Below are 26,971 nucleotides of genomic sequence, written 5' to 3'. Positions count from 1 at the left end.
GCATAAGGATGTTATGCTGTCTTCTCAATTAGGAGGGGAAAGTATGATAGATTTACTGCTAATCCATGGGACCGTCATTACCATGGATCAAAACAGGAGAATTCTGCAAGATGGCGCCGTCGCCATACATCAAGGAAGGATTTTAGCCGTAGATGCGACCGAAAAACTGAAATGGAAGTATGAGGCAGTAAAAGTCATCGATTGCAGCCATCAGTGCATATTGCCCGGATTGATAGATGTTCATGGGCATGGGGGACATTCCATGTTCAAAACGATTGCCATGGAGAATATTGATTTTTGGATGCCGATCATGACGAATACGTACAAGCATTTTGTTACAGATGAGTTTTGGTATTACGAAGGAAAGTTATCCGCCCTTGAGAGATTGAAGGCAGGCGTGACGACTGGGGTGAGCGTGTTAGGCTCCATGCCGCGGTCCGATGAACCGATTTTCGCCATCAATCATGCAAAAGCATACGCCGAAGTGGGAATCAGGGAAGTGGTATGCACGGGTCCTTGCAATCCTCCATGGCCCCATTCATTCAGCAGGTGGATCGATGGAAAGAGAGTGGTAAAGGAAGTTACCTATGAAGAGGTATTACAGGGGGCGGAAGCGGTAATCGAGGCGCTGAACCATGCAAATGAGGACCGCACGAGAGCCTTCATTACACCATTTGTCATCGTTACATCAGTGGATCCCTCCAATCCGACATCTCCTGACAGGCTTTATGGGCTGACTGACCATGACCTGTATCAAGCGAAGAAAATAAGGGAGATTGCCAGGAAGTATAATACACGCATTCACTCTGATGCCTTTGGCGGGATGATCCATTTAGCGATACAGGATAAGGAAAATGCCCTATTGGGTCCGGATGTCCATCTACAGCACTGTCGGGGCATTTCCTTCGATGAGGCAAGAATACTGGCAGAAACAGGTACCAACGTCAGTGCATCACCTGGATTTGGCCAGGTTCATGCCCGTACCCCGATAACTGAATTATTGGAGATGGGTGCAACTGTGGCGATCTCCACGGATGGGACGTCCCCTTCCACAAGTTTCGATATGTTTCAGGCAATGAGGAAAACACAGTTCGTTCACCAGGCCGCCCTTAGGGACTACTATTATTTACCGCCAGGCAAGCTGTTGGAAATGATCACGATAGATGCTGCGAAATGCATTGGCTGGGATGATGAAATAGGCTCCCTTGAGATCGGGAAAAAAGCGGATGTCATAACGGTCAATCTTCATCAGCCTCACCTGACCCCTGAATTCATGCATGTTCACCGGCTTGTATTTCAAGCTGTGGCGAATGATGTGGAGCATGTCATCGTGGATGGGAAATTGATCATGGAAGGCAGGAATGTACGGACGGTCCATGAAAGTACAGTGCTTGATGAAGCGAATGAGGAGGCCTTTTCAACGATAAAGCGTGCAGGGCTCGAAAAGTATATGCAGCCGACGAAATATTTCTGGGGCCATGCCAGGGCCTATGTAGATGAAAAGCGATATGACGAACGCGAAGACGCTGCCGCGATGGTGAAAGGGGAATAAGATGAAAACCAAACTTAAAGGAAGATATGTAATCGGGTATGACGGGTGCGATCATGTCATTTTGGAAAATGCGGAGATCGTTTATGAAAAAGACACGATTTTGTATGTCGGAAAAAATTATCCAGAAGAAGTGGACGAGGTAATGGATGCCGGTCATGCGATTATCAGTCCCGGGTTCATAGATTTAAATGCATTAGGGGACATTGACCATGATATTTTACATTTTGAAGCGGGTGCCGACAGACAGAAAAACCTTCTTTGGTCGGAGAGTTATATAAAAAGCGGACATCCTGAATTAATGACCGAGGAAGAAGAAGCGTTTAAATCACTATATGCTTATTCACAGCTCATACTTCATGGCGTGACGACGGCGATGCCCATTACTTCCGTCTTTTATAAAAGCTGGGCTGAAACCTATGATGAATTGGCAGCTGCCGCAGAACATGCCGCTGGCTTGGGATTAAGGATTTACCTTGGCCCAAGTTTCCAATCAGGAATGAGAGCCGTCCAGCCTGACGGGAAAATCAAACTTCATTGGGATGAAAAAGCCGGAGAAGCGGGGTTGCGGAAAGCCGTCGAGTTTGTGGAAAAATTCGATGGAGCCCATGAAGGCATGGTCAGGGGGATGCTTGCTCCAGAACGAATTGAGTCTCAAACGGCCGATCAATTAAAACAGATTAAATATTACAGCGAAAAATTGAATGTACCCATAAAGCTTCATGCTGCACAAGGAAGTTTTGAATTCAGCACCATCTGGGAAGCCCATCATGTTACACCGATCAGATATTTGTACGACCTTGGCTTTCTCGGTCCAAGAACAGGGATCCCGCACGCCCACTTTATTTCAGGATACAGCAAAGCGAAATATGGCCAGGGTGATGACTTGGCGCTGCTTGCGGAAACGAATACAACGGTGATCCATTGCCCGCTGATCATCGGGAGGCATGGGGAGGCGTTAGAATCTTTTGCCAAATATAAACGGGCTGGGATCAATATAGCCCTTGGAACGGACACATTCCCTCCGGATATGTTCCAGAACGTCAGGACAGGCAGTATGCTCTCACGGCTGGCGGCAGGAGAAACGGAAGGCTCTGTCTATGCCGATTTCTTCCGGTCAGCCACACTTGATGCGGCCGCTTTTCTTGGCAGGGACGATCTAGGACGCATCGCCGCGGGAGCCAAGGCGGATATCATCGCGATTGAATTGGACGGTTTCCATATGGGGGTAATCGATGATCCGATCAGAACCATGTTCGTAAGCGGATCCGGGAGGGACGTTAAATTATCGATCATCAATGGAAAGGTGGTCATGAAGGATCAAATAATCCCCGATCTTGATTTAACGGAAATCAAATATAAGGGGCAGCAATATTTTAATAAGATGAGAAGAGGCTATATGGAAAGGGATTATCAGGGGCTTCCCGAGAATGAATTGTTTAAGCCATCATTCAAGGTCGTGGAATCGATTAGCAATACAGAAGCCATTTGTGAAAACAAGTAAAGAAAATGAAAAACATAGTAAAGATATTCGAAAAAAATAGTCAGAATATTTCCTATAATTAGATAAATATTCGAAAAATGAAATTGGGAGGTAGAAGACCATGGGGGTAAAACGTGGGGCAGGAAAGCTTTTTCTAGTCATGATCATGGCTATCATCATTACAGGCTGTTCTTCTAACAATGACGTAAGCACAACAGAAAGTGATCCGAACAAAGCATCAAACGGAGGGGGTACATTGGTCATTGCCCGGTTATCCGATGCTGAGAACTTGGATCAGCAGTTCATGTCCACGATTAACGCCGCTAGCGTCACTCACCATAAAATCTATGAAGGTCTTGTGCAGCGGGATGAGAATAGTGAGATACAGCCAATGCTAGCAGAAAAATGGAAGCAAATAAATGACACGACCTGGGAATTCAAGCTTAGGGAAGATGTAAAGTTCCATGATGGCACACCATTTAATGCAGACGTAGTAAAGAAGACGTTTGATCGACTATTAGATCCGGTGGTCGCTTCTCCCAGAGCGGTAGTATTCGATATGGTGAAAGAGGTGAAACCGGTTGATGAATTTACCGTGCAATTCATCCTGAAGGAACCTTTTTCCCCTCTCCTTTCCATATTGGCGAATCACGAAGGCGGAATCATCAGTCCGAAAACGATTGAAAAGTACGGCAAAAAGATTATCCAGGAACCGAATGGAACCGGTCCTTTCGCTTTTGATTCATGGTCCCCAGGCCAGGAAATCACATTGACGAAAAACGACAGCTATTGGGGAGACGAGCCAAAAGTCGACAAGGTCATCTTCAAGGTCGTCCCGGAAGACTCCACGAGGATATCGATGATAGAAACCGGTGAAGCGCATATCGCCGAGCCGCTTCCTGTAGCTGTCATGGACCAGGTGGAATCATCACCGTCAATGGATGTTTACCGCAGTGAAGGGTATGGTACGGAATATTTAGGGTTCAATGTCAATAATGAACCGTTCAATGATGAAAGGGTCCGTAAAGCCATTGCCCATGCCATTGAGATGGACTCGATTATCAAGGGTGTCTTCAATAATGTGGGAGTAAAGGCGAACTCCTTGATGGGCTCTAAAGTATTCGGGTACAACGGAGATCTCGAAGTCTATGATTACAACTTAAAGGAAGCAAAGAAACTGATGGCAGAAGCAGGATATTCAAAAGGCCTGGATGCGACCATCCTGACAATGGACAGTAAAGAAAGAGTCAACTTGGCTGAGGTCCTGCAATCCCAACTGAAAGGGATCGGGATTAATTTGAAAGTGCAGGTCATGGAGTACGGTTCATTCGTGGAACAAGTGAATAAAGGACAATCGGAAATGTTCATCATCAGTTGGAGAAACGCGACCGGGGATGCTGATTATAATCAATATAATCTGTTTCATACGGAATCACAGGGAGCGGCAGGTAACACATTCTTTTACAGCAATCAAAAGGTTGATCGTTTAATAGATGCCGCCAGGAAGGAAAAAGAAGAAGGGAAACGCAAAGAACTATACGCAGAGGCACAGGAAATCGAAATGGCTGACACCCCGTACATTCCTGTAAGGGTCATAGAAAATGTTGCGGCAGTCGCCAAAGAAGTAAAAGGATTTTCAATCAGCCCTTCAGGCTACCTGGAGATAAATGACGTAACGATCAAGTGATACAGTTTGTAGAGGGAAGAGGTTCGGAGTCCGAATGGGGAGAATGGATTATTCCTGTAATCCTCATTGGAAGATTTGCGACACTCCTGGCGAATTACTGGCTAGCCGGGACCCCACAAGCGCTTGCTTTGATGCGGCTTGGCAGACAGTCGGCGGAAAGGGATTTTAAAGCAAAGTTGATTGGAATGGAAGGTACGAGACTCCTGCGGGAAAAGCGCGTCCAAGGGAGACCCCACAGGCGCAAAGACGCCGAGGGCGGACCGCCCGCGGAAAGCGAGTGCCTAGAGTGGAAATCAACGTCTACAAAAGAAAGACAGTCGATCTCTGAAATCAATTGAACGTTTCAAATACTGCAGGCAAACTGAGTTTTCATCGAGTTGTCTACAGTCTGAAAGGGTTCATCCATTAGGGTGAGCCTTTTTATTTGGCACAATAAGTAAAAATAACATAAAAACGAGTAAAAATACTGAAATTATTTGTTGATCTTTAAAACTATAATGAAAGTGATGCATAGTCAATCTGGAATGAAAGGGTGAGTGTAATGTCTCAATCGTATTGGTTAACGAATTGTCCGCTTGGAAAATGGTTTTACTTATAATGAAAATGAAACGATCACCGGCACTGAAACCGGCAATTACCACATCAAGATTGAAAGTGGGAAAATTTCTTCCATTTTATCGGCGAAGGAATCGATAACGGATCAGGATCCGCAGCATGATGTTCACGGTCTCCTGATGGTCCCCTCGTTTAAGGAAATGCATATCCACATTGATAAAACGTACTATGGCGGTCCGTGGAAGGCTTGCATGCCTGCCATTAATGGAGTGAAAACCCGGATAGAGGAAGAGCAGGTCTTGCTGCCCGAATTATTGCCTACCGCTAAAGTAAGAGCAGAGAAAATGCTCGATTTATTATTGAACTTCGGATCTACCCATATACGCACACATTGCAACATCGACCCCGTCATAGGACTGAAGAATTTGGAAGCCACCATTCAGGCACTGGAAGGCTATCAGGATAAATTGACGTATGAAATCGTCGCATTCCCACAGCATGGACTTTTACGCAGCGATTCCGTTCGGTTAATAAGGGAGGCCATGAAGAATGGGGCGAATCTGGTAGGAGGCGTGGATCCCGCCACCATTGATGAAAACATAGAGCGGTCACTTGAAACGATCATGGATATCGCGGTTGAATCCAATTCCGATATCGATGTCCATTTACATGATCCAGATCACCTTGGTCTCTTCACCATGCAGCGACTTGCTTCAATGACGGAAGACGCAGGCTGGCAAGGAAGGGTCACGGTTAGCCACGCCAGCGGTTTGGCAGATCTTTCAGTCCCGGAGGCTACGGGCATAGCCGAAAGGTTTTCGGAAACAGGAATATCGATTACATCCACAGTGCCCATCTTCAGAACGATCCCCATCCCCCTGCTTCATGAAAAAGGGGTGAAAGTGGAATTGGGTAATGACAGCATCACTGATCATTGGACACCCTTTGGCATCGGGGACAATCTGGAAAAGGCCGGTCGCCTTGCAGAGAGGTTTCGCATGATTGATGAACGTTCCTTAGCGAAAAGCCTGCAATTCATAACAGGAGGGAAGACTCCATTAAACCAAGACGGGGTCAAGGCATGGCCTAATGTCGGGGATGAGGCGAATATCGTTTTGCTTGAAGCCAGCTGTTCAGCGGAAGCGGTGGCTAGAAGGGCGAAACGTGCCGCTGTCATCTTCAGGGGCAATGTTGTTAGCGGATCCATTTCATCTTTTGAGACGACAGGTGTTTAATCTTCTATTAAAGAGAGTGATTGGATGAATGAAGCATACTGGCTTACAAACGTTACGCTTGATAGTGGATTTATTTTGGAGAATGAACGAATTGATCGGACGAAAACAGCTACATACAACATGTATATAAAAAATGGGATCATAGAGGATTTGCAATTGGCTTCAGCTATGCCTTTGAAAACGGATGGTCCTGTTCACGACGCGAGAAAGCTGCTTGCACTTCCTCCTTTTAAAGAGATGCATAACCATCTCGACAAGACTTATTTAGGACTGCCCTGGAAATCATGCACTCCGGTTCCGAACTTAATCGAACGCTTAAAATTAGAAGCAAAAGAGCTTGCAGAACTGGCTGAAACTGGACAGCTCCGGGCTGAACGGATGCTTCAACTATTGTTAAGCGGCGGGGCAACGCATGTAAGGACGCATGTAAATATCGATCCATACATCGGAATGAAGAACTTGGAAGAGATTCAAAGTGCCCTATATCGTTTCAAAGGGAAAATGACATACGAGATCGTGGCTTTCCCGCAGCATGGCCTGCTAAGAACGAATTCAAAAGGGTTGATGAGACAAGCGATGAAAGAAGGGGCGTCCTTGGTGGGCGGCCTTGATCCCGGCGGGGTGGATAATAATATAGAAGCTTCCCTGTATGAAATGGTAGATTTGGCTGTTGAATTTGATGCAGATATTGATATTCATATACATGATCCCGGTCATCTTGGTTTATATACGATCAAAAAACTGGCTTCTTTGATCGATGAAGCAGGGTGGAAGAACAGAGCGGCCATCAGTCATGCTTATGCACTTGGAGATGTTTCAATAGGAGAATCGAATGAACTGGCCAGTGAATTATCAAACCTGGGGATAGCGATCATGTCTACAGTTCCGATCAACCGGGTCATGCCCCCGATTGATTCACTGCATGAGAAAGGTGTCCATGTTGCTCTCGGGTGCGATGGCTTTTACGACTCCTGGTCCCCATTCGGTACTGGGGATATGCTGGAAAAGGCAGGCCGATTGGCTGAGAGGTACAACTGGAAGGACGAGTATGCATTGTCCCAATCGCTCCAATTCATTACAGGCGGAGTCAAGACATTGGACCATGAAGGAAATCGTTTATGGCCGAAAGTGGGAAATGACGCAACTATGGTTTTTGTGGATGCATCATGTGCTGCCGAAGCAATTGCCAGGAGATCGACGCGGGCTGCGGTCATGGTCGATGGAAACCTGGTTTACGGCGGACTTGATCGCGAATCTGCCTTGAAGTCGAATTGAAGATCTAGTTCAAGAAGGGATGAAGATCATGAATAGAATCTATTGGTTAAAGAATGTTCGTTTGGAATGTGGTTATCGGAAAGAGAATGAAAGAGTTACAGGAACGATCACCGGGCTATTTCATCTGTTGATGGAGGATGGCAGGATCACGAAGATTGTCAAAGATGGGGATGCCATACGTGATGATTTACCAGTGGAAGATGCAAAAGGATTGCTGGCGGTACCATCCTTCATTGAAAAGCATGTCCATCTTGATAAGACACTGATGGGGGATGTTTGGAGAGCGTGCACTCCTTCTTCAAGTGTCATTGAACGCTTTGAAAATGAGAAGAGGGTTCTGCCTTCCATTGCAACAAGCACATGTAAACGTGCAGAATCTTTACTGGAAATCCTTTTAGCTTCTGGCTCTGCACATATACGGACTCATGTTGATATCTATCCGGAAGCGGGCTTGCAAAACTTAGAGCAAGTTCAGCAGGCGCTTGCTGGCTATTCCAATCGACTCAGTTCAGAAATCGTCGCATTTGCGCAGCACGGTTTGTTGCGGTCCGGCTCTGTCAAGCTTGTCAGGGAGGCATTGCGAAACGGAGCAGGAATCGTCGGGGCGGTGGATCCAGCCACAGTCGATAACAATATTGAAGCATCGCTCGTACAATTGATGGATTTAGCAGTGGAAGCTAATGCTGATGTGGACTTGCATTTACATGATCCCGGCCATCTGGGCACGTTCACCATGAAACGGTTGGCAGCTCTGACCAAGCAAGCGGGCTGGGAAGGAAGGGTGGCATTAAGCCATGCGTTCGGCATCGGGGACGTATCCAGGGAAGAAGCCTATGAACTGGCTGACATTCTTAGGGAGGCGGGGATTTCCATCGTCACCAGTGTCCCGATCAACAGGCAGATACCCCCTGTTGATTTATTACATGAAAGAGGGGTTGAAGTATCAGTAGGAAATGATAATATCTTTGATGTATGGTCACCTCTCGGGAATGGTGACATCTTGGAGAGGGCAGGAAGGCTCGCAGAACGTTTCAAATGGATTGATGAAGTCTCGCTTTCCCGGACACTCGGATATATAACTGGCGGAAAAACCCCATTGGATGATAAGGGTAACCAGGTATGGCCGAAAGTTGGGGATGCCGGAAGTCTGGTGTTAATTGACGCAAGCTGTTCTGCAGAGGCAGTTGCCAGGCGTTCGGAGCGTAAAGCGGTCATTTACAAGGGGAACTTGGTTTCCGGTTCACTATATAAACAAAAGCAGTCCATTGAACGGTAGGACTGAACCAAAAAAGGATTTCTGGATATTTCCGGATTTCCTTTTTCGTTTTTGGCGGCTTCCGTGTACTTTTATTTACATATGTTATATGCTGTGGAAGTGATTTTTTGGGCTATATGGGTTGCCCTCGCATGTCTATATCATAAAATGTCCCGCTTTTGCTTGCCGGCCTTGCAACCTTAATCAAGCCAACAAATTAGCGGGGAGCCGCAGTCTTTGTTACTATTAATGGGAACGTTATCATTACTCATGCGCCTGCAAAGGTCCAGCGACATAAATTATGTGTCCAGCAATGCAGCAGCGGACCATCCGGGACCGCGTTTATTAACATGGTGATGTCCTATCGCCTTTTTCAAGGGAAGGACAAGTGAAATTCACCATGAGTTTAAAAAGTATCATGTTCAAAGGAGATGGAATCTATGAAAAGTTGGAGATCTTCTGTGACTCTATTTTCTTCTTTTCAATGGTTGTTTTTTATTTTTGCAAATACGGTAGTTGTGCCCATATCGATTGGCGCAGCTTTTGATCTTCCTTCCAATGTTACGGAAATGACCATGAGAAGCTCGCTCATTTTCACCGGGATCGCTTGCGTGTTTCAGGGGTGGAAGGGGCATAAATATCCGCTTATGGAAGGGCACTCCGGTCTATTGTGGGGAGTGATGCTGAATTTAGGGTTATCTGCACCATCCATAGGGCTCGGTTATGCTGAGATAGGAGGGGGAATTGCTACTGGACTCATTGCCGCGGGTGTCGTGACCCTCATTATTTCTGCCTTCAACCTGATTTCTCATGTCCAGAAGATTTTCACTCCCATGGTCATGACGGTTTATTTATTCCTTCTGACGTTCCAGCTCATTTTTGTCTTCTTTAAGGGGATGCTGGGGATTACGGAGAATGGGGAAATTAACATCCCGGTCAGTTTCCTATCAGTGGGGATTGTACTTCTAGTCAGTATATTAAAAATAAAAGGACCAAGGACGATAAGCAATTTCTCCATATTGATCGGGATTATAGTGGGATGGATTTTTTACGAGCTGCTATTTCCGGAGGCCGGGAGAGAAATGGGATCGACGGGTGCCGCTTTTTCATTTTTCCCATTAGGTGCTCCAAACCTTCAATTCGGGATAATAGCGATTTCCCTTTTTGCAGGGTTGCTGAATTTGTGCAACACGTTCGCATCCATTCAGGCTGCATCGGAATTAATCGGTGATAAAGCAGAACACAAGCAGTATCGAAATTCTTTATTCATGACTGGCGGATTTACCATTTTCGCTCCGTTGCTTGGCCTTGTTCCGTATACACCCTTTACTTCATCGATCGGATTTTTGCAGAGCACTCAAATCTATGAGCGGAAGCCCTTCTTGCTTGGAGGCATGTTATTGACCATAATCGGGCTCATTCCCCCTTTCATCTCTTTCCTGGCCACGATGCCGATAACAGTCGGGAATGCAGTATTGTTCGTTGCTTACCTTCAGCTGTTCGGTACGGCTTTCAACAGCGTCAAAGGTCAGCATTTCACTTCAGACACGATATTCAGGCTTGCCGTACCAGTATTGATTGGCGTAAGTTTGATGAATATCCTGCCTAATGCATTTTCGAACCTGCCTGCGCTATTACAGCCCTTTTTGACGAATGGGCTCATAATGGGAGTATTGATATCAATCGTACTGGAAAAAACGGTCAACTGGAATCGTTATGAACAACTGCAGAACTAATGTGACTTCGATTGAAAGAGCTATACATAAAGAAAACGAAAATGCTAATTTAAGAGGCGATCATGAAAACCGGAAGGGTGTTACCCTTCCGGTTTTCTGTTTTTCATTTGTTATTTAATGTGAAAATAGGCTTCTTAATCAGTGTCAATACCCACTCCCTTTACATATTTTGTTGGAGGGAATACTTGACGTGGTGTTAATTCCCTGACCATTTCGTTCTGGCTTCCCTTTCTAATCTAAGCTCTACCTTATAAATAATAAACGGAGGTTATATAAAATGTATGAATTTCAAAATCAATTGCAAAACCTGAATGTAGATGATTTCCAGGTAACTCAGCCAGTTCCTTGGGAACAAAACCAGTACAATTTGGATGATTCGTCCCGACAGTTCATTGGTGTGGGCGGTTGCTTTGGATGTTTTGGCTGTTTCTTGTGCTTCGGTTGCTTTGGTTGCGGCGGTCGCTGTGGACGCTGTGGACGCTGTGGTGGATGCGGACGTTGCGGAGGGTGCGGCGGTCGTTGCGGACGTTGCGGCGGTTAAGGTTTCAGGTCTTCTAAAGAAAAGTCCCTGCGGTGCAGTAGGGACTTTTCTTTATAGCATTAGACATAAGAGACAAATTGTCGTACATAGGATGATAGTGAAGTGATGAAGCAGAACTTAGAATGCTTCGGGTTAGGAGGAGCGGAATGGTGAATTTGACCCCTTCTATGCGTTTGAAAGTGAAAAGGGATACGTTTTTTCTTCCGGAACCAAACAGAGGAGTGTATTTCAGGAATAACATAAGTTCGTTCCGTATGGAAGGCAGCTCGATCGTCCAGTGGATTGAAAAGTTATTGCCGATGTTCAACGGGAACCATACATTAAGCGAGTTGACGGATGGATTGCCTGACCTATACCGGAACAGGGTGATGGAAATTGCCGAGGTTTTGTACGGGAATGGGTTTGTTCGGGATGTAAGTCAGGACAGTCCCCATCAATTAAGGAATCAAGTTCTTGAAAGGTATGCTTCGCAAATCGAGTTCCTGGAAAGCTGCGGCGATTCCGGGGCTTACCGTTTTGAAACTTATCGAAAGCAAAAGGCGTTGGCTATAGGCTCTGGCCCCTTTTTCCTTTCGTTGGTGTCCTCGCTGATTGAATCCGGATTGCCCACATTCCATATCTTCATTACGGACACGGTACCGACCAATAGAAAAAGGTTGAATGAGATTGTGGCACATGCGCGTAAGACGGACGACGAGGTTGCCATAGAGGAGGTCGTGCTTGAAAAGGGAGCAGGGATTGAATGGCAGGAGATCGTACGGCCTTTTGACTCGATATTATATGTGTCACAGGAGGGTGATATAGAGGAATTAAGAGAACTTCATTCGGTTTGCAGGCAAGGGGAAAAGATCCTGTTTCCTGCATTGATCATCAATCAAGTAGGCATGGCTGGTCCACTTGTCCATCCGGATTCAAAGGGATGCTGGGAGTCAGCGTGGCATCGTTTACATCAAGCTGAGCTGGAAAAGAATCAGGAACCATCTTCCTTTTCCGCCACAGCCGGAGCGATGTTAGCCAATATAATGGTATTCGAATGGTTTAAAGAGGCTGCAGGCGTTACGACAGCAGAACAAGCCAATCAATTTTATCTGTTGGATATGGATACATTGGAGGGAAAATGGCATCCGTTCATTCCCCACCTGGGGGTGACGGGAAAAGGGACTGCTGCATGGATTGAAGATTTTGAACGGCGGCTTGAACTGAAAGCGGACCCGGGTGATCCTGGGAAGGTGTTTATGTACTTCAGCCGTTTGACATCCTCGGAAACCGGAATCTTTCATAGATGGGATGAGGGGGATTTAAAACAGCTGCCGTTGGCTCAATGCCGCGTTCAGGTCGTGGATCCGCTGTCGGCCGGTCCGGCCGGACTCCTGCCCGAAATCATCCGTTCAGATCTGACGCATGAGGAAGCGAGGCGGGAAACCGGTCTTGCAGGAGTCGAAGCATATGCATCCCGAACACTCAGCCAGCTCGTTGCGACTCTTCCGAAACTTCAGGGAGCAGACGAAATAAAGGAATCGATCGGTGTCGGAGCAGGGGAAACATTTGCTGAATGTGTTTGCCGTGGATTGCAAAGCAGTTTGGATACAGAGTTTTTAAATAAGCGATTCAACCAGGAGAAACTTGTGACGGTGCAGTTGTCTCAAGTGGAAGATGAGCGCTGCAGGTATTATTTACAAGCGCTGACCCGGCTGCAAGGAGATCCGATCATCGCTTTGGGTGAGGAAGTGTCCGGTTTCCCGGTAGTTTGGGCAGGAACGAGCGATGGCTGGTCAGGGGCTGTCGGTTTGAATGTAACGATCGCATTACGGAACGCGTTGCAAAAGGCTGTCATGAAGGTCCAAAACCAGACCGTTTGCCTTACAGCTCCCGGTTTAGTGGCATCGCCTGTTCTTGAGGAAGAAAAGGTGAATCTTGTGATTCCTTCATGCGGGGTGAAAGGGAATTCCGAACTAGTACAGTCAGCCATTCAAGTCTTGAAGAAGAACAGTAAGCGAATCTGTGTTTTCGAATTAAATCTGGAACCTCTCTTGAAGGAAGGAATGGCAGGAGTGTTCGGGGTGTTTTTGCGAGAGGGGGAATCAGGGTGAAAACTGACGTATTGGTTGTCGGGGAAGGAGTGTTGGCCGACCATGTTCATGGGGACCTGTCCGGCCAATATCAGGTGAATCGCCAAACCGATTTCGAGGCAGGGATCCCGCAAACGACGGCGATGGTCCTTCTGCTGCAAGATGCTTGGAATCCCGCTGTCCATATAAAGGCAGAAGAGGTGATAAGGCAAGCGGGCATTCCATGGCTGCGGGGGTTCGTATCATTTGGAGAGGGAGTGGTAGGGCCGTTGGTGCGCCCTGGTGTTCCTGGCTGTTCACAGTGTGCGGACCAAAGGCATCTCATGGCCGGGCGTGATCGAAAAGAAATGTGGGGAATCCGCCAGCAGCTGGAGGAAAAGGGGGGGATGGAGCGTGATCCGGCGGCATCCCGAACTGGGCTTTTACAGATGGCCCACTTGATTGGTGCAGAGGTGAGGAAGGTGATGAAAGGAGAGCGCGCCCGTTCGGAGGGGCATGTATCTTTAATCAGCCTGAAAACGCTGAATGGTTCGTGGCACTCCTTTTTACCGGATCCATTGTGTCCGGTTTGCTCAACATTACCTGATGACTCGAAGGAGCGTGCTAGGATTTCGTTGCAGCCAAGTCCGAAAATCAGTCCCGACAGTTACCGGACACGTTCAATGGATGAGCTGAATGAAGTGCTGGCCAAGGATTACTTGGACCACCGCACAGGATTCCTGAATAATAAAATGATAGACCTTGTGCCGCCATTTGCCGATGTAAGTGTTAATTTGCCTTTGTTCATAGGTGATGAGGGGGCGGCTGGAAGGACTCTCTCATATGCGGTCAGTGAGATGACGGCCATATTGGAGGGATTGGAAAGGTATTGCGGAATGGAGCCCCGCGGTAAACGGACAGTCATACATGACAGCTACAACAACCTGAAAGATTCTGCGCTCGATCCCACCAGGATCGGGGTGCACTCGAAGGAAAATTATGCACAGCATGATTTCCCGTTTCAACCATTTAATCCTGACCGCTCGATAGATTGGGTATGGGGCCACTCATTCTTGCAAGAGAGGCCGATCTTGGTCCCGGAGTTGCTTTCCTATTACAGCTTGGGCTGCGGTCATGGATTTGTCTATGAAACTTCCAATGGCTGTGCTTTAGGGGGAAGTTTGGAGGAGGCCATTTTCTACGGCATCATGGAAGTGGTCGAACGGGATTCGTTCCTGCTGACCTGGTATGCGCAGCTGCCGCTCACACGCCTTGACCCTTATTCTGCAAATGACAAAGAACTTGAGCTGATGATTGACAGGGCGAGGGCGGCAGCGGGATATGATATCCATTTGTTTAATGCGACAATGGAACATGGTATACCGAGCGTATGGGCGCTGGCGAAAAACAGGAAACAAAAAGGATTGAATATCATTTGTGCGGCAGGGGCCCATCTCGACCCGGTCCGGGCTGTGAAAAGCGCAGTCTTCGAGTTGGCCGGCATGATGCTGACACTTGACGATAAATTGGAAGAGAACAGGGATGAGGTTGAGAAAATGCTGCAGGATTCCTCACTGGTACGGAAAATGGATGATCATGGCATGCTGTACGGTTTACCCCAAGCTGAAGAGCGACTGCAGTTTCTGCTGGATGATGACCGCCCGATCCGAACTTTCGCTGAAGAGTACGGGGAAAAGGCGAACCATCCGGACTTGACGGAAGATTTGCAGGAAATCCTTCAGGCGTTTCGCCGATTGCAACTCGAGGTGATTGTGGTGGATCAGACGACACCGGAAATTGCACGGAATGGATTACATTGCGTGAAAGTACTGATCCCGGGGATGCTGCCGATGACATTCGGCCATCATCTTACCCGCATAACGGGCCTTGAGAGAATACTGAGGGTTCCGATGGAACTTGGATATGCTGAACGGCCGCTTGATTTCGAACAGCTCAATCCGCATCCGCATCCTTTTCCATAAGCGGTGACGTAGGAGGTTGGAGGATGAGTCTAGAGGCATTTTTGCACAATTTACATTTTGATATTGAAAAGGCAAGTCCGCCAAATTGGGAAGTGGATTGGGATGATGCACCGTTAACGTATAAGCTTTACCGTGACTTGCCTGTTTATCCACTATCACTGGAGGTGCCGCTGACGCTCGAGGGGGAGAGCGGGCCTTCAAAGCAGGACTTCGAAGGAATCGGTCACTTCCTCTGGTATGCCTATGGCCTGACCCAAGTCAGTCAGGTACCGAGATCCTCGGAATCTGAGGACCTCATGCAGTCATTCCGGCGTTTTCCGCCATCAGGGGGAGCTTTGTATCCAAGCGAATTATACGTATATTTGAAGATCGAGGGATTACCTGCTGGCGTATACCATTATGATGCGGCACACCACCGGCTGGTTTTGCTGCGGGAAGGGAATTTCGATTCATATGTAACAAAGGCTCTTGGTGGAACCATTGATATGTCCTCTTGCTTTGGCACGGTTTTCGTATCGACGATGTTTTGGAAAAACTTCTATAAATATAATAACTTTTCATACCGTCTGCAAGGTCTTGATGCAGGCGTGCTTCTTGGACAGTTGCTCGAAGTGGCGAAACGCTTTGGAATCGCAGCCGGGGTGAGCTTCCAATTCCTTGATCGGGCCATCAATCATCTGCTCGGGCTTTCGGAGGAGGAAGAGAGCACGTATGCGGCGATCCCCTTATCGGCAGGGCCTTCTTGGAGATTCAGGGAAGAAAGGAGTGTGGACCGACCTGTCACTTCGACGGAATTATTGCTGGAATTGAAGGGAATTCAGCCTGAACACTATGTTCGGTCGCAAAGAATCAGGGAATTTCCGATGCTGACTAAAATGAATGAAGCATCCATGATCGAATCCACCCAATCATTCCGGCGGATCCATCCAAAGAATGGGGCGGAATCAGAAGGGAAAATTGTAGCCCTTCCTATCGTGAAGCGGTTGTCCTATGACTTGGCAACAGTTTGCCGGAAGCGATTTTCACCTGAAATGGACTTTGTACTCGGGAAAGTCAGTCAATCGCAACTGGCCGCTCTCCTGCAGGAGGCAACCGCTTCGTTCTCCTATCGAAATGACTTGGATGGAAAAAACGGGAACAACGGAAATCGCGTTTCCCTCTATGCTTGTTTATATAATGTGGAAGACATACAAGATGGTGCCTACCATTATGACAGCATGACACATTCATTACGGCAGATACAACCAGGAGATCATCGGCTCCTATTGCAATACGGAATGTCCCTCGATATCATGAATTTTCAGCAAGTGCCGATCTGCATACATGTAGTTGGTGAGCGGGACCATTCCAAAATGCAACTTGGATATAGAGGATACCGCATCCAGCAAATGGAGGCGGGAATGCTCGTTCAGAAATTACTGCTGGCGTCGTCAGCCCTTGGAATGAATGGGCACCCGCTGCTCGGCTTTGATGTGAATATGTGTGATGAACTTTATAAGATAGACGGTCCGCAAAGGAAAACGAGCCTGATCCAAATCCCGATCGGACCCTATCTGAATCGCCCTTGGCTGAAGGGGAGTCTGCATAGCTGAAGAAGTGAAACGAAAGTCTCCATTTGATTTAAGGAATGGAGGCTTTCGTTTTTATATTGTTGTATGGCAGAGTGCAATAATCTCCGCTGAAGATTATACTGAATGAATAAGTAGATAAAGTTATTAATGCAGTACGCTTTTAACTAAACATTTTAAAGGATGTAGCTTATGGAATGGAAAACGGACAGAAAATCCAAGAAGCCTTTATATAAACAAATAGCCGCTTACATCGAGAATGGCATTGCTGATGGAACATTCCTATTGGATAAGCCGTTACCGTCTGAACGCTTCCTGGCAAGTGAACTGGGAGTTAACAGAAGTACAGTTGTAGCGGCATATGATGAATTGGAAGCAAATGGGCTGGTTGAACGAAAAAAAGGAAGCGGAACGATGATCAGCAAGGATATCTGGGGAATTACCCGAAAACGTATCCCTAGCTGGAATAGATATATCGAAGCGGGTTCTTTTTTGCCCAATATGCCAGTAACCCAAAAAATACGTAAAGAGACGGAAGGGCATAACCTTATTAACTTAGCTAGCGGGGAGCTTTCAGAAGACTTATTTCCAGTCCAATCCTTACGAGAAATCATTTCCAATAGATCCTTTATTGGTAGCTTAGGTTATGATCACCCTCAAGGCAATGCGAATTTAAGGGAAACGATAGCCAATCATGTTAAACAGTATAGGAGAATTGACACGGATCCATCTTCTATACTCATTACTTCTGGTGCACAGCAAGCCCTGCATCTGGTGGTCCAATGCTTGTTAAAGCCAGGGGATGCCGTTGTATTGGAAGATCCATCATATAGTTACAACCTTCCCATCTTTCAATCCGCGGGACTAAGAACCTTTCCTTTGCCGGTTGATAAAGATGGCATCAACCCAGAGGATTTACTGGAACTCCATAAAAAACATCGGATCAGGATGATTTTTTTGAACCCTATATTTCAAAACCCTACAGGAACTGTCCTGCATATCAACCGCCGTAAAAGGATTCTTGAGCTTTCATCCGAATATGGAATACCGGTCATAGAAGACGATCCTTATAGTTTAACTTCCTTTGCCGGGGAAGAAATTTCCACTCTTAAATCGATGGACAACAACGGAAATGTTTTATACATAAGCTCTTTGTCAAAAATTGTTGCTTCCGGTTTAAGAATTGGGTGGATCATTGGACCGAAATCAGTCATAGATAGACTATCGGATGCTAAGCAGCAGGTTGACTTCGGTCATGGCTCATTCACTCAATGGATAGCGAATGATTTTTTGGATTCAGAGTATTTTCCTGCCCATCTTGCCGGCTTAAGGGGGCAACTGGAAAAAAGAAGGGATGCAATGGTTTCGAGTCTTCGACAATTCCTGCAAAAGGAAGTTGATTATTATTCGCCAAATGGCGGAATTCATTTGTGGTGTAAGCTGAAAGTGCCATTGAACGAAATAAAGTTACTGGAGGAATCCATCAAAAGAGGAGTCATATATGTTCCGGGTTCAACTCTAGGTACAAATAAGGAATACGTACGCTTTACATTTGGAAGGGAAAAGGAGGATTCCATTCACGAAGGCATCAAAAGGTTTGCAGAGGCGGTAAAAAGTTTATAATCATATGATTCCAGACTGTAGACCAACTTGATGAAAACTCAAGTTTGCCTGCAGCTTTTTTTATTAAAAAATTTCCGTTGATTTCAGAAATCCGCTCCCTTTCCGCCGACTGTCTGCCAAGCCTCCTCGACGCAAGAGTCTGTGGGGTCTCGGCAAGCCAGTAATTCGGCAGGAGTGTCGCAAATTTCTTCCATCCAATAGATGTTACAGGAAAAAAACATGAAGGGTAAACTAGTCTTAAAGAGGGTTTGGAATAAGACGAGCCAGCAGTTTCTTCTTTTAAAACACAAAGTTGATTGGAACGGAAGGTACGAGACTCCTGCGGGAAAAGCGTGGCATGGGAGACCCCGCAGGCGCGCCGAGGAGGCTCCCGCCCGCCCGCGGAAAGCGAGTGCCTGGAGTGGAAATCAACGTTCCCATTTTACAAACCCACAAAAAAGCTGTCGGCAAACAATTATTATCTAGTTTGTGAACAAAAGGGTTCTAAATAAAACAAAGTTGATTGGAACGTAAGGTAGGAAACTACTACGGGGAAAGCACATCGAAGGGAGACCCCTCAGGCAAGAGCCGAGGGCGGACCGCCCGCGGAAAGCGAGTGCCTGAAGTGGAAATCAACATCTAAAAATTGTAACCACCCGAGGGGTTGAAGGTCTTTTTCGAGGATGCAAGTTAGGCATGAGTTCCTGCAATCCGCAGTATCTTAGCGATTTCTTCAGTGGTGCTTTGTGCTTTTCTATGGATATTAACGAGAGAATTCAACAAGTGGATGGTGGAAATTTTACTTGATTGGATGGTCCTAAAAATGGTTGTTCTTTTATTATAGAGGGGAGGGGTTATACTAATAGATTTACTCAGTAAACACAAAGAGCGATCTACCTGTAATTTTGCGATCTCTTTATGTAGTTACACTGCGAAATGCGATGAGAATCGAAAGGATTTTAAATGGTTCAAGGAAATAGATAATAATATTGGGAGGCGTTGATTCATGACGGTAAGTGTAATAGCAGTAGTGGCCATTAGTATAGTTGCCCTGGTTGGCACCCTTTCGTTAACGGGGAAAAGTGATAGTGATTATTCTGCAGCAACGAGAGGGAATTTGTTGAACCTTAGTTATATTTATATCGGTCTCGCCCTAGTATTAACTGTGGGCATCATCTACTTCGTAATAAAATCAGCCTAAGATACCGTGAATGATTACTATAATAGTCTATCAAAATGAATGGAAATATAGCCTTGATTCATAAGACGTATTCTATTTGTATAAAAATGTGAATTCGTTCACAAATATGGCAAAAATATGAACAAAAAGAATCTGATCGATACCTTGAAACAATCACCTTTGTAAGCTGAGTGAACAATCCTTTCGACATAATTATGGATGAAAAATATATAGATGAATCATTAAATAATAGTATAGCGGAGATGATCAAATATGACATGGCCTGTATTGATTTTGACCATTATCTTAAGTTTGCTTAAATTATTAGTTACCTGTCTTCCAACCGATGCCGTGAATTGGATTATGAGTAAATTTAAAATACATTCTGAAATTAGTGACGCGGATGCAATCGTTACCTTTGATGGAAAGCGTTTGGAAGGTGAAGATAAAATTCAAGTGCTTCATTATTTTAACGAAGCTAAGTTTTTGAAAAAAAATCATATATTTCCTGGGAACGAGAAATTGTTTTTACATCCAGAGAACAGCGGGACTCCCATTATAATTGATGTAAAAAGAGGAAAAAACGATGTTAGGTTATATGTGTACATGTACAACGACCATGTGGACGTAGTCAAACAGTACAAGAATAAAGTAGTCGCGTATAGTCTTCTTTCCGAGAGCCTTCAAGAACGTTCCATGCCAGTAATAAGGAATTTAGTTTAAAAGGAATAAAAGTGAACTGCACCCCAATTGGAGATGCAGTTTTTTTTATGAAGAATAACGAAAAGGACTATCGAACAGGTTCAGCTAAACAAGCAAACTGATAACATTCAGATGCCGAAAGTCAGTCGTTCTCGGTTAATACCTTTAGAGTCTTTTCCCTGATGCTTATCCGGTTTTTATAATCTTTAGCTACCAACTCTGTATATAATAAATCAAAAAGCAATAGGAGCGGAAGCAATGGAGAAATGTTTTGTCCCATATGCATGCTGTTTTTGCTTGTGACCAATAGTGTTAGATCGCCAAGCTGGGAGAGCGCGGAATTCTTATCTCCAGTAAAGACCAAGATGCATGCGCCTTGCTTCTTTGCGATTTTAACTGCAGAAATCACTTCTTTTGTCGTTCCTGAAATGGAAATGCCGATGACAACACTATTCTCGTTACTTAAAGCTGCATCCATCATGGACTGATGGGGGTCTGTAATGGCTTCGACAGTTAAGCCGATACGAAAGAACTTGGACTTGAATTCCTGGGCCGCTATACCAGAACTCCCTATTCCATATACATGAATCTTATTTGCCTTTGTAAGGAAAGAGACAGCTTTTTGGATATTGTCATATGTCGTTATATGAAAGGTATTATCAATGATACCTAAGTGATCTTGATACAGTTTAGCGAAATAATCCACCTGCTTGATGTTCTTCATGTTTTTCGGCGTATTTCGGAGGTCGACGAACCTTTTTAACTCATGCCTGAACTCATTAAAACCAGAAAAGGCTAATTTCTGGCAGAAACGCGTAATGGTTGCAGGTGAAATATGGAGCTTTTTAGCTATTTGACTGATCGTTAACTGACTTACTTCTTCAGGGCGCTGCAGAATATAATGGGCCAATTCTTCCTCTGTTTTGGTGAACTTGTCCATGCTGCATTCTATGCCATATATGAGGTTTTCTGCTAGGTATTCCATTTGATCACCCGTTTCGGATTTCTTATCTGTATTTATAGTTTAATGTATCCAGTAGGGACGTCAATAACCGGTGGAACGGAAACAGGAATATGAAAAAGAAAAGACCCAAACCGTTGCCAGTCTGGGTCTTTTCATTACTATGCCATTTTCTATTCTTGGATGGCGTCCACGAATCTTTTGGTGATTTGCTGCGGCCTGGTAATGGCACCGCCCACCACTACTGCATGGACGTTCATATCCAATACAGAGCGGGCGATTTCTGGTGTGATGACATTTCCTTCAGCGATCACTTTCGCTTTTTTCACTGCTTTTACTATTTCTTTGAGTACAGCATAGTCATCCTGATATATTTTCTCGCCGAGAGTTTCGTTCGTATAGCCGTATAAAGTGGGCGCCACAATATCGAATCCTAAATCGTCAGCGTATTTGGCTTCCTCAATGGTGGATACATCCGCCATTAGCAGGACATCCGGATATTTTGCCCTTATTTCACCATAAAACTGCTTTAGCGTTTTACCGTCCGGTCTTACCCGGGCTGTAGCATCCGTCGCAATGATTTCCGCTTTGGTTTCCATCAATGCATCAATTTCGGCCATGGTGGGAGTGATATAGACATCGTTTTGTCCATACACCTGTTTAATGATCCCTATGACTGGAAGGTCCACATTTTTCTTGATTTCCATTATGTCAGCTACAGAGTTTGCGCGAATGCACTTCGCACCGCCTTCTTTGGCAGCAATGGCCATGCGTCCCATAATAAAAGAGCTGTGCAGCGGCTCATTCTCCAATGCTTGACATGATACAATTAAGCCCTTGTGAATTTTATCCAGCACCTGTTGCATGTTTAACACGTCCTTATCGTTGTCTATATTCTCAATGGCCCAAGAATTCTTCCACTTCATTTCAAACCGGCCACGACTTTCTTATTTTTAGGTTTAGCGCAATGGTATATGGCCAATGCCGCGCCAGGCAGACCGAACATCATCGTGATGAACCGCCCCGACATGAACCGGGAAACACCCTCATAATACTTGACGGTAGTCGGGTCGGCCAATTGTGCAAAGAAGATGTTCTGGGTCCCGCTGACAAGCTGCCCTTTAATCTCCATCGTTCCGCCTAAAGCTGTTTGCCAGAAGGGAAGGTAGAAAATATGGTGCAGCCCTAACGGCCCGAGCATCCGTAATATGAATCCGTAAAAGAAAGTCCCGATCGTACCTGTGCTCGTTACCAGCGCACCTAATTGGTTTATGAAAAGTTGGAAATAAGGCCATACGATAAAAAGCACGGCTCCAACCAAGATGGACGCGAAGGAAACGATGATGGGAATGAAACGGGAACCCCCGAAAAACCCTAACACTTGCGGAAGCTGAATTTTATTATATTTATTGTGCAAAAGTGCGGCAACGATCCCTACTACGATACCGCCGAACACACCGGTCTCCAGTGTCTGGATCCCGACCGCCATTCCTTGTCCGGCACCTGCCAAATTGTCTTTGGCAAGTTCCCCGGTTATTTGAAGCAGTGCATTTATTGAACTGTTCATGACGAAATAGCCAATCATGGCAGCCAGTGCAGCGGTACCTTTATCCGAACGTGCCAATCCTACTGCAACACCTACGGCAAAAATAACCGGCAAGTTGCCGAATACGATGCTTCCTGCAGAACTCATGATCGTGAAAATGGCCTGCAGCCAAGCAAAGTCTAAAAATGGGTAAGCCTCAACTGTATTTGGATTAGAAAGAGCACCGCCAATTCCCAGCAATAAACCGGCCGCTGGCAAAACGGCAATCGGGAGCATAAAGGATTTACCGAACTGCTGCGCTTTCTCGAAAGCTTTCTTCATAATGATTCCTCCCTCATTTAACGAGCCTTTGATACTCTTTATTTTTTATCGCTCTATACTAGCTATATTAAATCCCTTTGAGAGCGTTTTCAATGCGATGCAAGGTTATATCAACTGTTTTCAATCTTGTGCTTATTTCTCTGAAAAAGTTTTCATTAATAGAAGGTGCTGGATTGAATATAAAGTTATATGAATATATTGAAATCTTTATTGCTTATTTTTATAATTCGTGTATTGGTGAGTAAACGTACTATTTAATAAGAAAAAACATTTTTTTTATCCAAAATCCGAATATTATCTTGTGCAATCAAGAAAAAGTATATATAATTACCTCAAACGATAGTTTGGCAGGTGATAGTCATCTTACCGATAAACGCTAACGAAACGAAGAAATTGCTTTCTCATATGTATAATGAGGTATCGAAGGAATTGTTCGGCTTTGGTACTACGCTGCTGAAGGTTACTGTTGAGCAGAATGTGATTACATTTCAAGCCAAACATCGACGTGCCCCGCGTTCTGAAGCTTTAGAAGGGGAAGTTCCCAGCCTGAAGCAGGAGGTTGACTTCCATATGTCCCTGCTTTATAAAAAGAAACTGAAACAAAAGCTGGAAACGCAAACGAATTGGGATATCGAAGCTGTCCTGAGGGATTATGACTCAGCGACGCAGCTGGCATTCACCAATATAGTATTGAAGGAAAAAAATATATAATCATATAAATGGATTTCCCTTCGGATTTATCTGGAGGGGACGCCGCTAGAGAACCATATGATAAGTTTTATCTTTGTTTACAGAGAAAAGACAATCTTGGGTAGAATTTCAATTCTATTTAAGATTGTCTTTTTTTACATGTAAATCAGTAAAAAGGAAATTTTAAACAATATGAACTTGGAGGTTTGGATGATGAAAAAAATATTGATGATGTTATCACTGTTCACATTAGTTTTAGCTGCATGCTCTTCAAAGGACAATGGAAAGGAAAAACCAACTAAATTGGTCGTTTCCACTTGGGGATTCGCCGATGATTTCTTCCGTCCTGAAGTCTATGAGCCATTTGAAAAGAAGCATAATGTTGAGATTGTCGTTGACTCAGGAAATAATGCAGATCGATTGAACAAAGTGCGCCAAGCGAATAGCGATGTGGATGTTATCTATTTATCCGACTACTATGCACAGCAGGGAATTGATGAAGGGTTATTTGAGAAAGTTGACCATAGCAAAATTCCGAATATTGGTAATATATACGATAAAGCAAAAGCGCCGAATGGTGCTGAGTATGGACCAGCCTATACCATTGCACAATTTGGGATTGCCTATAATCCCGATGAATTGAGTAAACGAATCACCTCTTGGAAGGATCTTTGGAGCAAGGATATGGCAGGGAAGATCACGATCCCATCCATCACTTCGACAACTGGACCGATGTTTTTGGATGCCGCTTCAAAAGTTAGCGGAAGTGAAGAGTTCAATGAGGATAAAGCCTTCGATCAAATGAAAAAGATCATGCCGAATGCGGTGAAGGAATATGGGCAAACATCAGAGTTCGTCAACATGTTCTCGCAAGGGGAAATCGCTGCAGGCCCGATCATGGAAATGTATTTTGGCGATTTACAGGAAGCCGTTCCCAATGCTAAGTTCATTTCCCCTCAAGAAGGCGGCTACGCCGTGATGAATACAGTGAATATTGTTAAAGCCAGCGATCAAAAAGAATTGGCCGGCGAATTCATGAATTATATTTTAAGCAAGGAAGTTCAGGAAAAATCAGCGAAAGCGAAAGTGGATTCTCCTGTCAATACCGAAGTCAAGCTCTCTGAAACGGAAGCGAAAGGCTTAACCTATGGAGATGACGTCATTGACAGCCTACGTGTATTGGACATGAAGTTTGTTAATGAAAACTCGAAACAATGGATCGATCGTTGGAATCGTGAGCTTACACACTAAGAAAGAAACGAGGTGTGCTTGATGAAGAAAAAAATGATTCTTGATGTGGATACTGGAATAGATGATGCGATCGGGATCATTCTTGCTGTTAAAAGCCGTCAATTCGACATATTGGCGGTCACAACAGTGAACGGGAATGTATCACTTGATACGGCCACATTGAATACATGCAAAATATTGGATTTATTGGATGAACAGGACATTTCAGTCATAAAGGGGGCAGATAGCCCAATTATCAGGAGCCCCTTTTTTGAACACCGGATTCATGGCGAAGACGGGATTGGCGGAGCCTTGAAGGATGTGCCAGTCAAAAAGCGGCCTGATGATGGATTTGCTTCTGATTTCATCATCAATTCCATTTTGAATTTTCCTGGTGAAGTGACGCTGGTCATGACGGGACCTCTTACGAATTTGGCATTGGCGGTGAAAAAATGTCCGCAAATCACCAAGCTCGTTAAAGAAGTCATTTTCATGGGCGGAGTGATCAAAGGGGTTGGCAATGTCACGCCGACCTCTGAATATAACACGTATGTCGATCCTGAAGCAGCCAAAATCGTATTACAGGCGGGATTCGCATCCATCACGCAAGTTGGTCTTGATGTCACGAGAAAGGTTCTATTGGGTGAAGAGCATATCCAATTGATTCAAAACGATGAACTTGCTGACTATATAAGGCAAAGTACATCAGATTACCGGAAAAGGTATTTTGAACGTAACGGGCATATGGGCATGTGCGATGCATGATCCATTAGCTGTAGCCATCGCTTTGCAAGAAGATCTTGTCACCAGAGAAGAATATTATGTGGATGTTGAAACAAAAAGCGAGCTTTGTGACGGACAGATGGTTTGCGACTTTCAAAATAGGCTGATGAAGCAGCCGAATGCGCAAGTTTGTCTGGACGTCGATGCGGAAGCCTTTTTCGACCTGTTCATTCGCATAATCAATTCATAAATAATACGAACAGGGGGTTCCGAGGTGAAGAAACGCTATCTATACCTGTTGCTGTTACCAGGCGTACTATTTTTAACGATTTTCATGATCATTCCGATCCTAATGACGATTGGCACGACCTTTTTTCATGAAGGCGGCGGTTTTTCCGTACAAGGATATCTTGATTTTTTCCAAGACCGATACTTTATTGAAATTCTGCTGACGACACTTAGGGTGAGTCTGTTCACGACAATCATTTGCATTCTATTGGGATTTCCAGCAGCTTATTATATTTCAAAACTGAAACAACGAAAAAAAGCCATCATGCTTTTGCTGACGATCTTCCCGCTATTAACAAGCCCTGTTGTCCGCTCATTCAGCTGGATGGTGATCATCGGTAAAAACGGTGTCGTGAATAAATTGCTGATGGGCATGGGCTTGATTGAGAAGCCGCTTGATATATTGTACACGCCCACTGCCATCATCATCGGATTGGTCCATTTATTCCTGCCATTGATCATCGTGACGCTGGTTGGTGTGATGGAGAACATCGAGACGGACTTATTAAAAGCGGCGGAAAGCCTTGGAGCATCAAGATTGGCCGTATTCTCAAAAGTGATCATTCCGCTTTCGGTTCCAGGTTTGGTCATTGGCAGCATCCTTGTTTTCGTAGGGAGCTTCACGGCTTATACTACGCCTGCTTTATTAGGCGGGAAACAGCGGGTCATTTCGACCTTTCTTTATCAAAACGCGATTACATTGAACGAATGGCAAGTGGCATCGATAGTCGCTACGATAATGATTGCCGTGACTGTTCTGATCATATCGATCATGAATGGTTTGGCAAAAAAATTAAATCCAAAGGGGTAGAGG

General features: G+C 45.1%; 18 protein-coding genes and 3 pseudogenes. 18 read left to right on the top strand and 3 right to left on the bottom strand.

Annotated elements, in window-relative coordinates; translation table 11 throughout:
• The first annotated feature begins 43 nt into the window (after positions 1-43).
• The 14 genes and pseudogenes from MKX49_RS20445 (at position 44) to MKX49_RS20380 (ending at position 20,419) form a co-directional block, all read left to right on the top strand.
• Positions 44-1,552, top strand: a complete 1,509-nt coding sequence (locus MKX49_RS20445; RefSeq protein ID WP_098936392.1) for an amidohydrolase family protein — start codon at positions 44-46, stop codon at positions 1,550-1,552.
• 1 nt (position 1,553) lies between these two features.
• Complete coding sequence (locus tag MKX49_RS20440) at positions 1,554-3,053, top strand: chlorohydrolase family protein (RefSeq protein WP_340877551.1); 1,500 nt, start codon at positions 1,554-1,556, stop codon at positions 3,051-3,053.
• A gap of 100 nt (positions 3,054-3,153) precedes the next feature.
• A complete protein-coding gene (locus MKX49_RS20435) occupies positions 3,154-4,719 on the top strand; it encodes a glutathione ABC transporter substrate-binding protein (protein WP_340877550.1) in 1,566 nt (521 codons plus the stop codon).
• A gap of 541 nt (positions 4,720-5,260) precedes the next feature.
• Positions 5,261-6,509, top strand: a pseudogene (locus MKX49_RS20430) (amidohydrolase family protein).
• A gap of 24 nt (positions 6,510-6,533) precedes the next feature.
• Positions 6,534-7,784 carry an amidohydrolase gene (locus MKX49_RS20425; protein ID WP_340877549.1) on the top strand — a complete coding sequence of 417 codons (1,251 nt, stop codon included), beginning with the start codon at positions 6,534-6,536 and terminating at the stop codon, positions 7,782-7,784.
• A 28-nt stretch (positions 7,785-7,812) separates the two neighbouring features.
• Positions 7,813-9,060: an amidohydrolase gene (locus MKX49_RS20420; RefSeq protein ID WP_340877548.1), complete on the top strand. Its 1,248-nt coding sequence runs from the start codon at positions 7,813-7,815 to the stop codon at positions 9,058-9,060.
• Positions 9,061-9,479: 419 nt separating this feature from the next.
• Positions 9,480-10,775 carry a uracil/xanthine transporter gene (locus MKX49_RS20415; RefSeq protein WP_340877547.1) on the top strand — a complete coding sequence of 432 codons (1,296 nt, stop codon included), beginning with the start codon at positions 9,480-9,482 and terminating at the stop codon, positions 10,773-10,775.
• A gap of 277 nt (positions 10,776-11,052) precedes the next feature.
• Positions 11,053-11,316, top strand: a complete 264-nt coding sequence (locus MKX49_RS20410) for a heterocycloanthracin/sonorensin family bacteriocin (RefSeq protein ID WP_082196509.1) — start codon at positions 11,053-11,055, stop codon at positions 11,314-11,316.
• A gap of 146 nt (positions 11,317-11,462) precedes the next feature.
• Positions 11,463-13,406, top strand: coding sequence for a putative thiazole-containing bacteriocin maturation protein (locus MKX49_RS20405; protein WP_340877546.1), 1,944 nt, complete (start codon positions 11,463-11,465; stop codon positions 13,404-13,406).
• Positions 13,403-15,346 carry a TOMM precursor leader peptide-binding protein gene (locus tag MKX49_RS20400; RefSeq protein ID WP_340877545.1) on the top strand — a complete coding sequence of 648 codons (1,944 nt, stop codon included), beginning with the start codon at positions 13,403-13,405 and terminating at the stop codon, positions 15,344-15,346. Before MKX49_RS20405 ends, MKX49_RS20400 begins: the two co-directional genes overlap by 4 nt.
• A 23-nt stretch (positions 15,347-15,369) precedes the next feature.
• Positions 15,370-16,938: a SagB family peptide dehydrogenase gene (locus MKX49_RS20395; protein WP_340877544.1), complete on the top strand. Its 1,569-nt coding sequence runs from the start codon at positions 15,370-15,372 to the stop codon at positions 16,936-16,938.
• Between the two features lie 168 nt (positions 16,939-17,106).
• The gene (gene pdxR, locus MKX49_RS20390) at positions 17,107-18,537 is read left to right on the top strand and encodes a MocR-like pyridoxine biosynthesis transcription factor PdxR (protein WP_340877543.1); all 1,431 of its coding nucleotides are present in this window, start codon (positions 17,107-17,109) and stop codon (positions 18,535-18,537) included.
• Positions 18,538-19,522: 985 nt separating this feature from the next.
• Positions 19,523-19,717 (top strand): hypothetical protein, encoded by a 195-nt coding sequence (locus tag MKX49_RS20385; protein WP_048687505.1) that lies wholly within the window; start codon positions 19,523-19,525, stop codon positions 19,715-19,717.
• Between the two features lie 252 nt (positions 19,718-19,969).
• Complete coding sequence (locus MKX49_RS20380; RefSeq protein ID WP_340877542.1) at positions 19,970-20,419, top strand: YfmQ family protein; 450 nt, start codon at positions 19,970-19,972, stop codon at positions 20,417-20,419.
• Positions 20,420-20,540: 121 nt separating this feature from the next.
• Here the strand turns inward: MKX49_RS20380 and MKX49_RS20375 are convergent, their stop codons facing one another.
• From MKX49_RS20375 to MKX49_RS20365, 3 genes and pseudogenes are all read right to left on the bottom strand, one after another.
• On the bottom strand, positions 20,541-21,383 hold the full coding sequence (locus MKX49_RS20375; RefSeq protein WP_106026321.1) for a MurR/RpiR family transcriptional regulator: 843 nt from the start codon (positions 21,381-21,383) through the stop codon (positions 20,541-20,543).
• Positions 21,384-21,532: 149 nt separating this feature from the next.
• Positions 21,533-22,225, bottom strand: coding sequence for an N-acetylmannosamine-6-phosphate 2-epimerase (locus MKX49_RS20370; RefSeq protein WP_098186299.1), 693 nt, complete (start codon positions 22,223-22,225; stop codon positions 21,533-21,535).
• Between the two features lie 62 nt (positions 22,226-22,287).
• Positions 22,288-23,226 (bottom strand): annotated as a pseudogene (locus MKX49_RS20365) (PTS transporter subunit EIIC); the annotation flags it as partial.
• 360 nt (positions 23,227-23,586) lie between these two features.
• On the opposite strand from MKX49_RS20365, the gene MKX49_RS20360 reads away from it, so the two are divergent.
• The 4 genes and pseudogenes from MKX49_RS20360 to MKX49_RS20345 all read left to right on the top strand — a co-directional run bounded on the left by MKX49_RS20360 (position 23,587) and on the right by MKX49_RS20345 (position 26,968).
• Positions 23,587-23,937, top strand: coding sequence for a DUF2294 domain-containing protein (locus MKX49_RS20360; RefSeq protein ID WP_105718871.1), 351 nt, complete (start codon positions 23,587-23,589; stop codon positions 23,935-23,937).
• Between the two features lie 192 nt (positions 23,938-24,129).
• Positions 24,130-25,167, top strand: coding sequence for an ABC transporter substrate-binding protein (locus MKX49_RS20355; protein ID WP_340878583.1), 1,038 nt, complete (start codon positions 24,130-24,132; stop codon positions 25,165-25,167).
• A 21-nt stretch (positions 25,168-25,188) separates the two neighbouring features.
• A pseudogene (locus tag MKX49_RS20350) lies at positions 25,189-26,119 on the top strand (nucleoside hydrolase).
• A 24-nt stretch (positions 26,120-26,143) separates the two neighbouring features.
• Positions 26,144-26,968, top strand: a complete 825-nt coding sequence (locus tag MKX49_RS20345; protein ID WP_096340021.1) for an ABC transporter permease — start codon at positions 26,144-26,146, stop codon at positions 26,966-26,968.
• Positions 26,969-26,971 lie beyond the last annotated feature (3 nt).

The organism is Peribacillus sp. FSL M8-0224 (assembly GCF_038003055.1).
In the GTDB taxonomy this organism is placed as follows: Bacteria; Bacillota; Bacilli; order Bacillales; family DSM-1321; genus Peribacillus; species Peribacillus frigoritolerans.
Note: the sequence above shows the minus strand (reverse complement) of the source record. Positions and strands in the feature narration are given on the sequence as shown.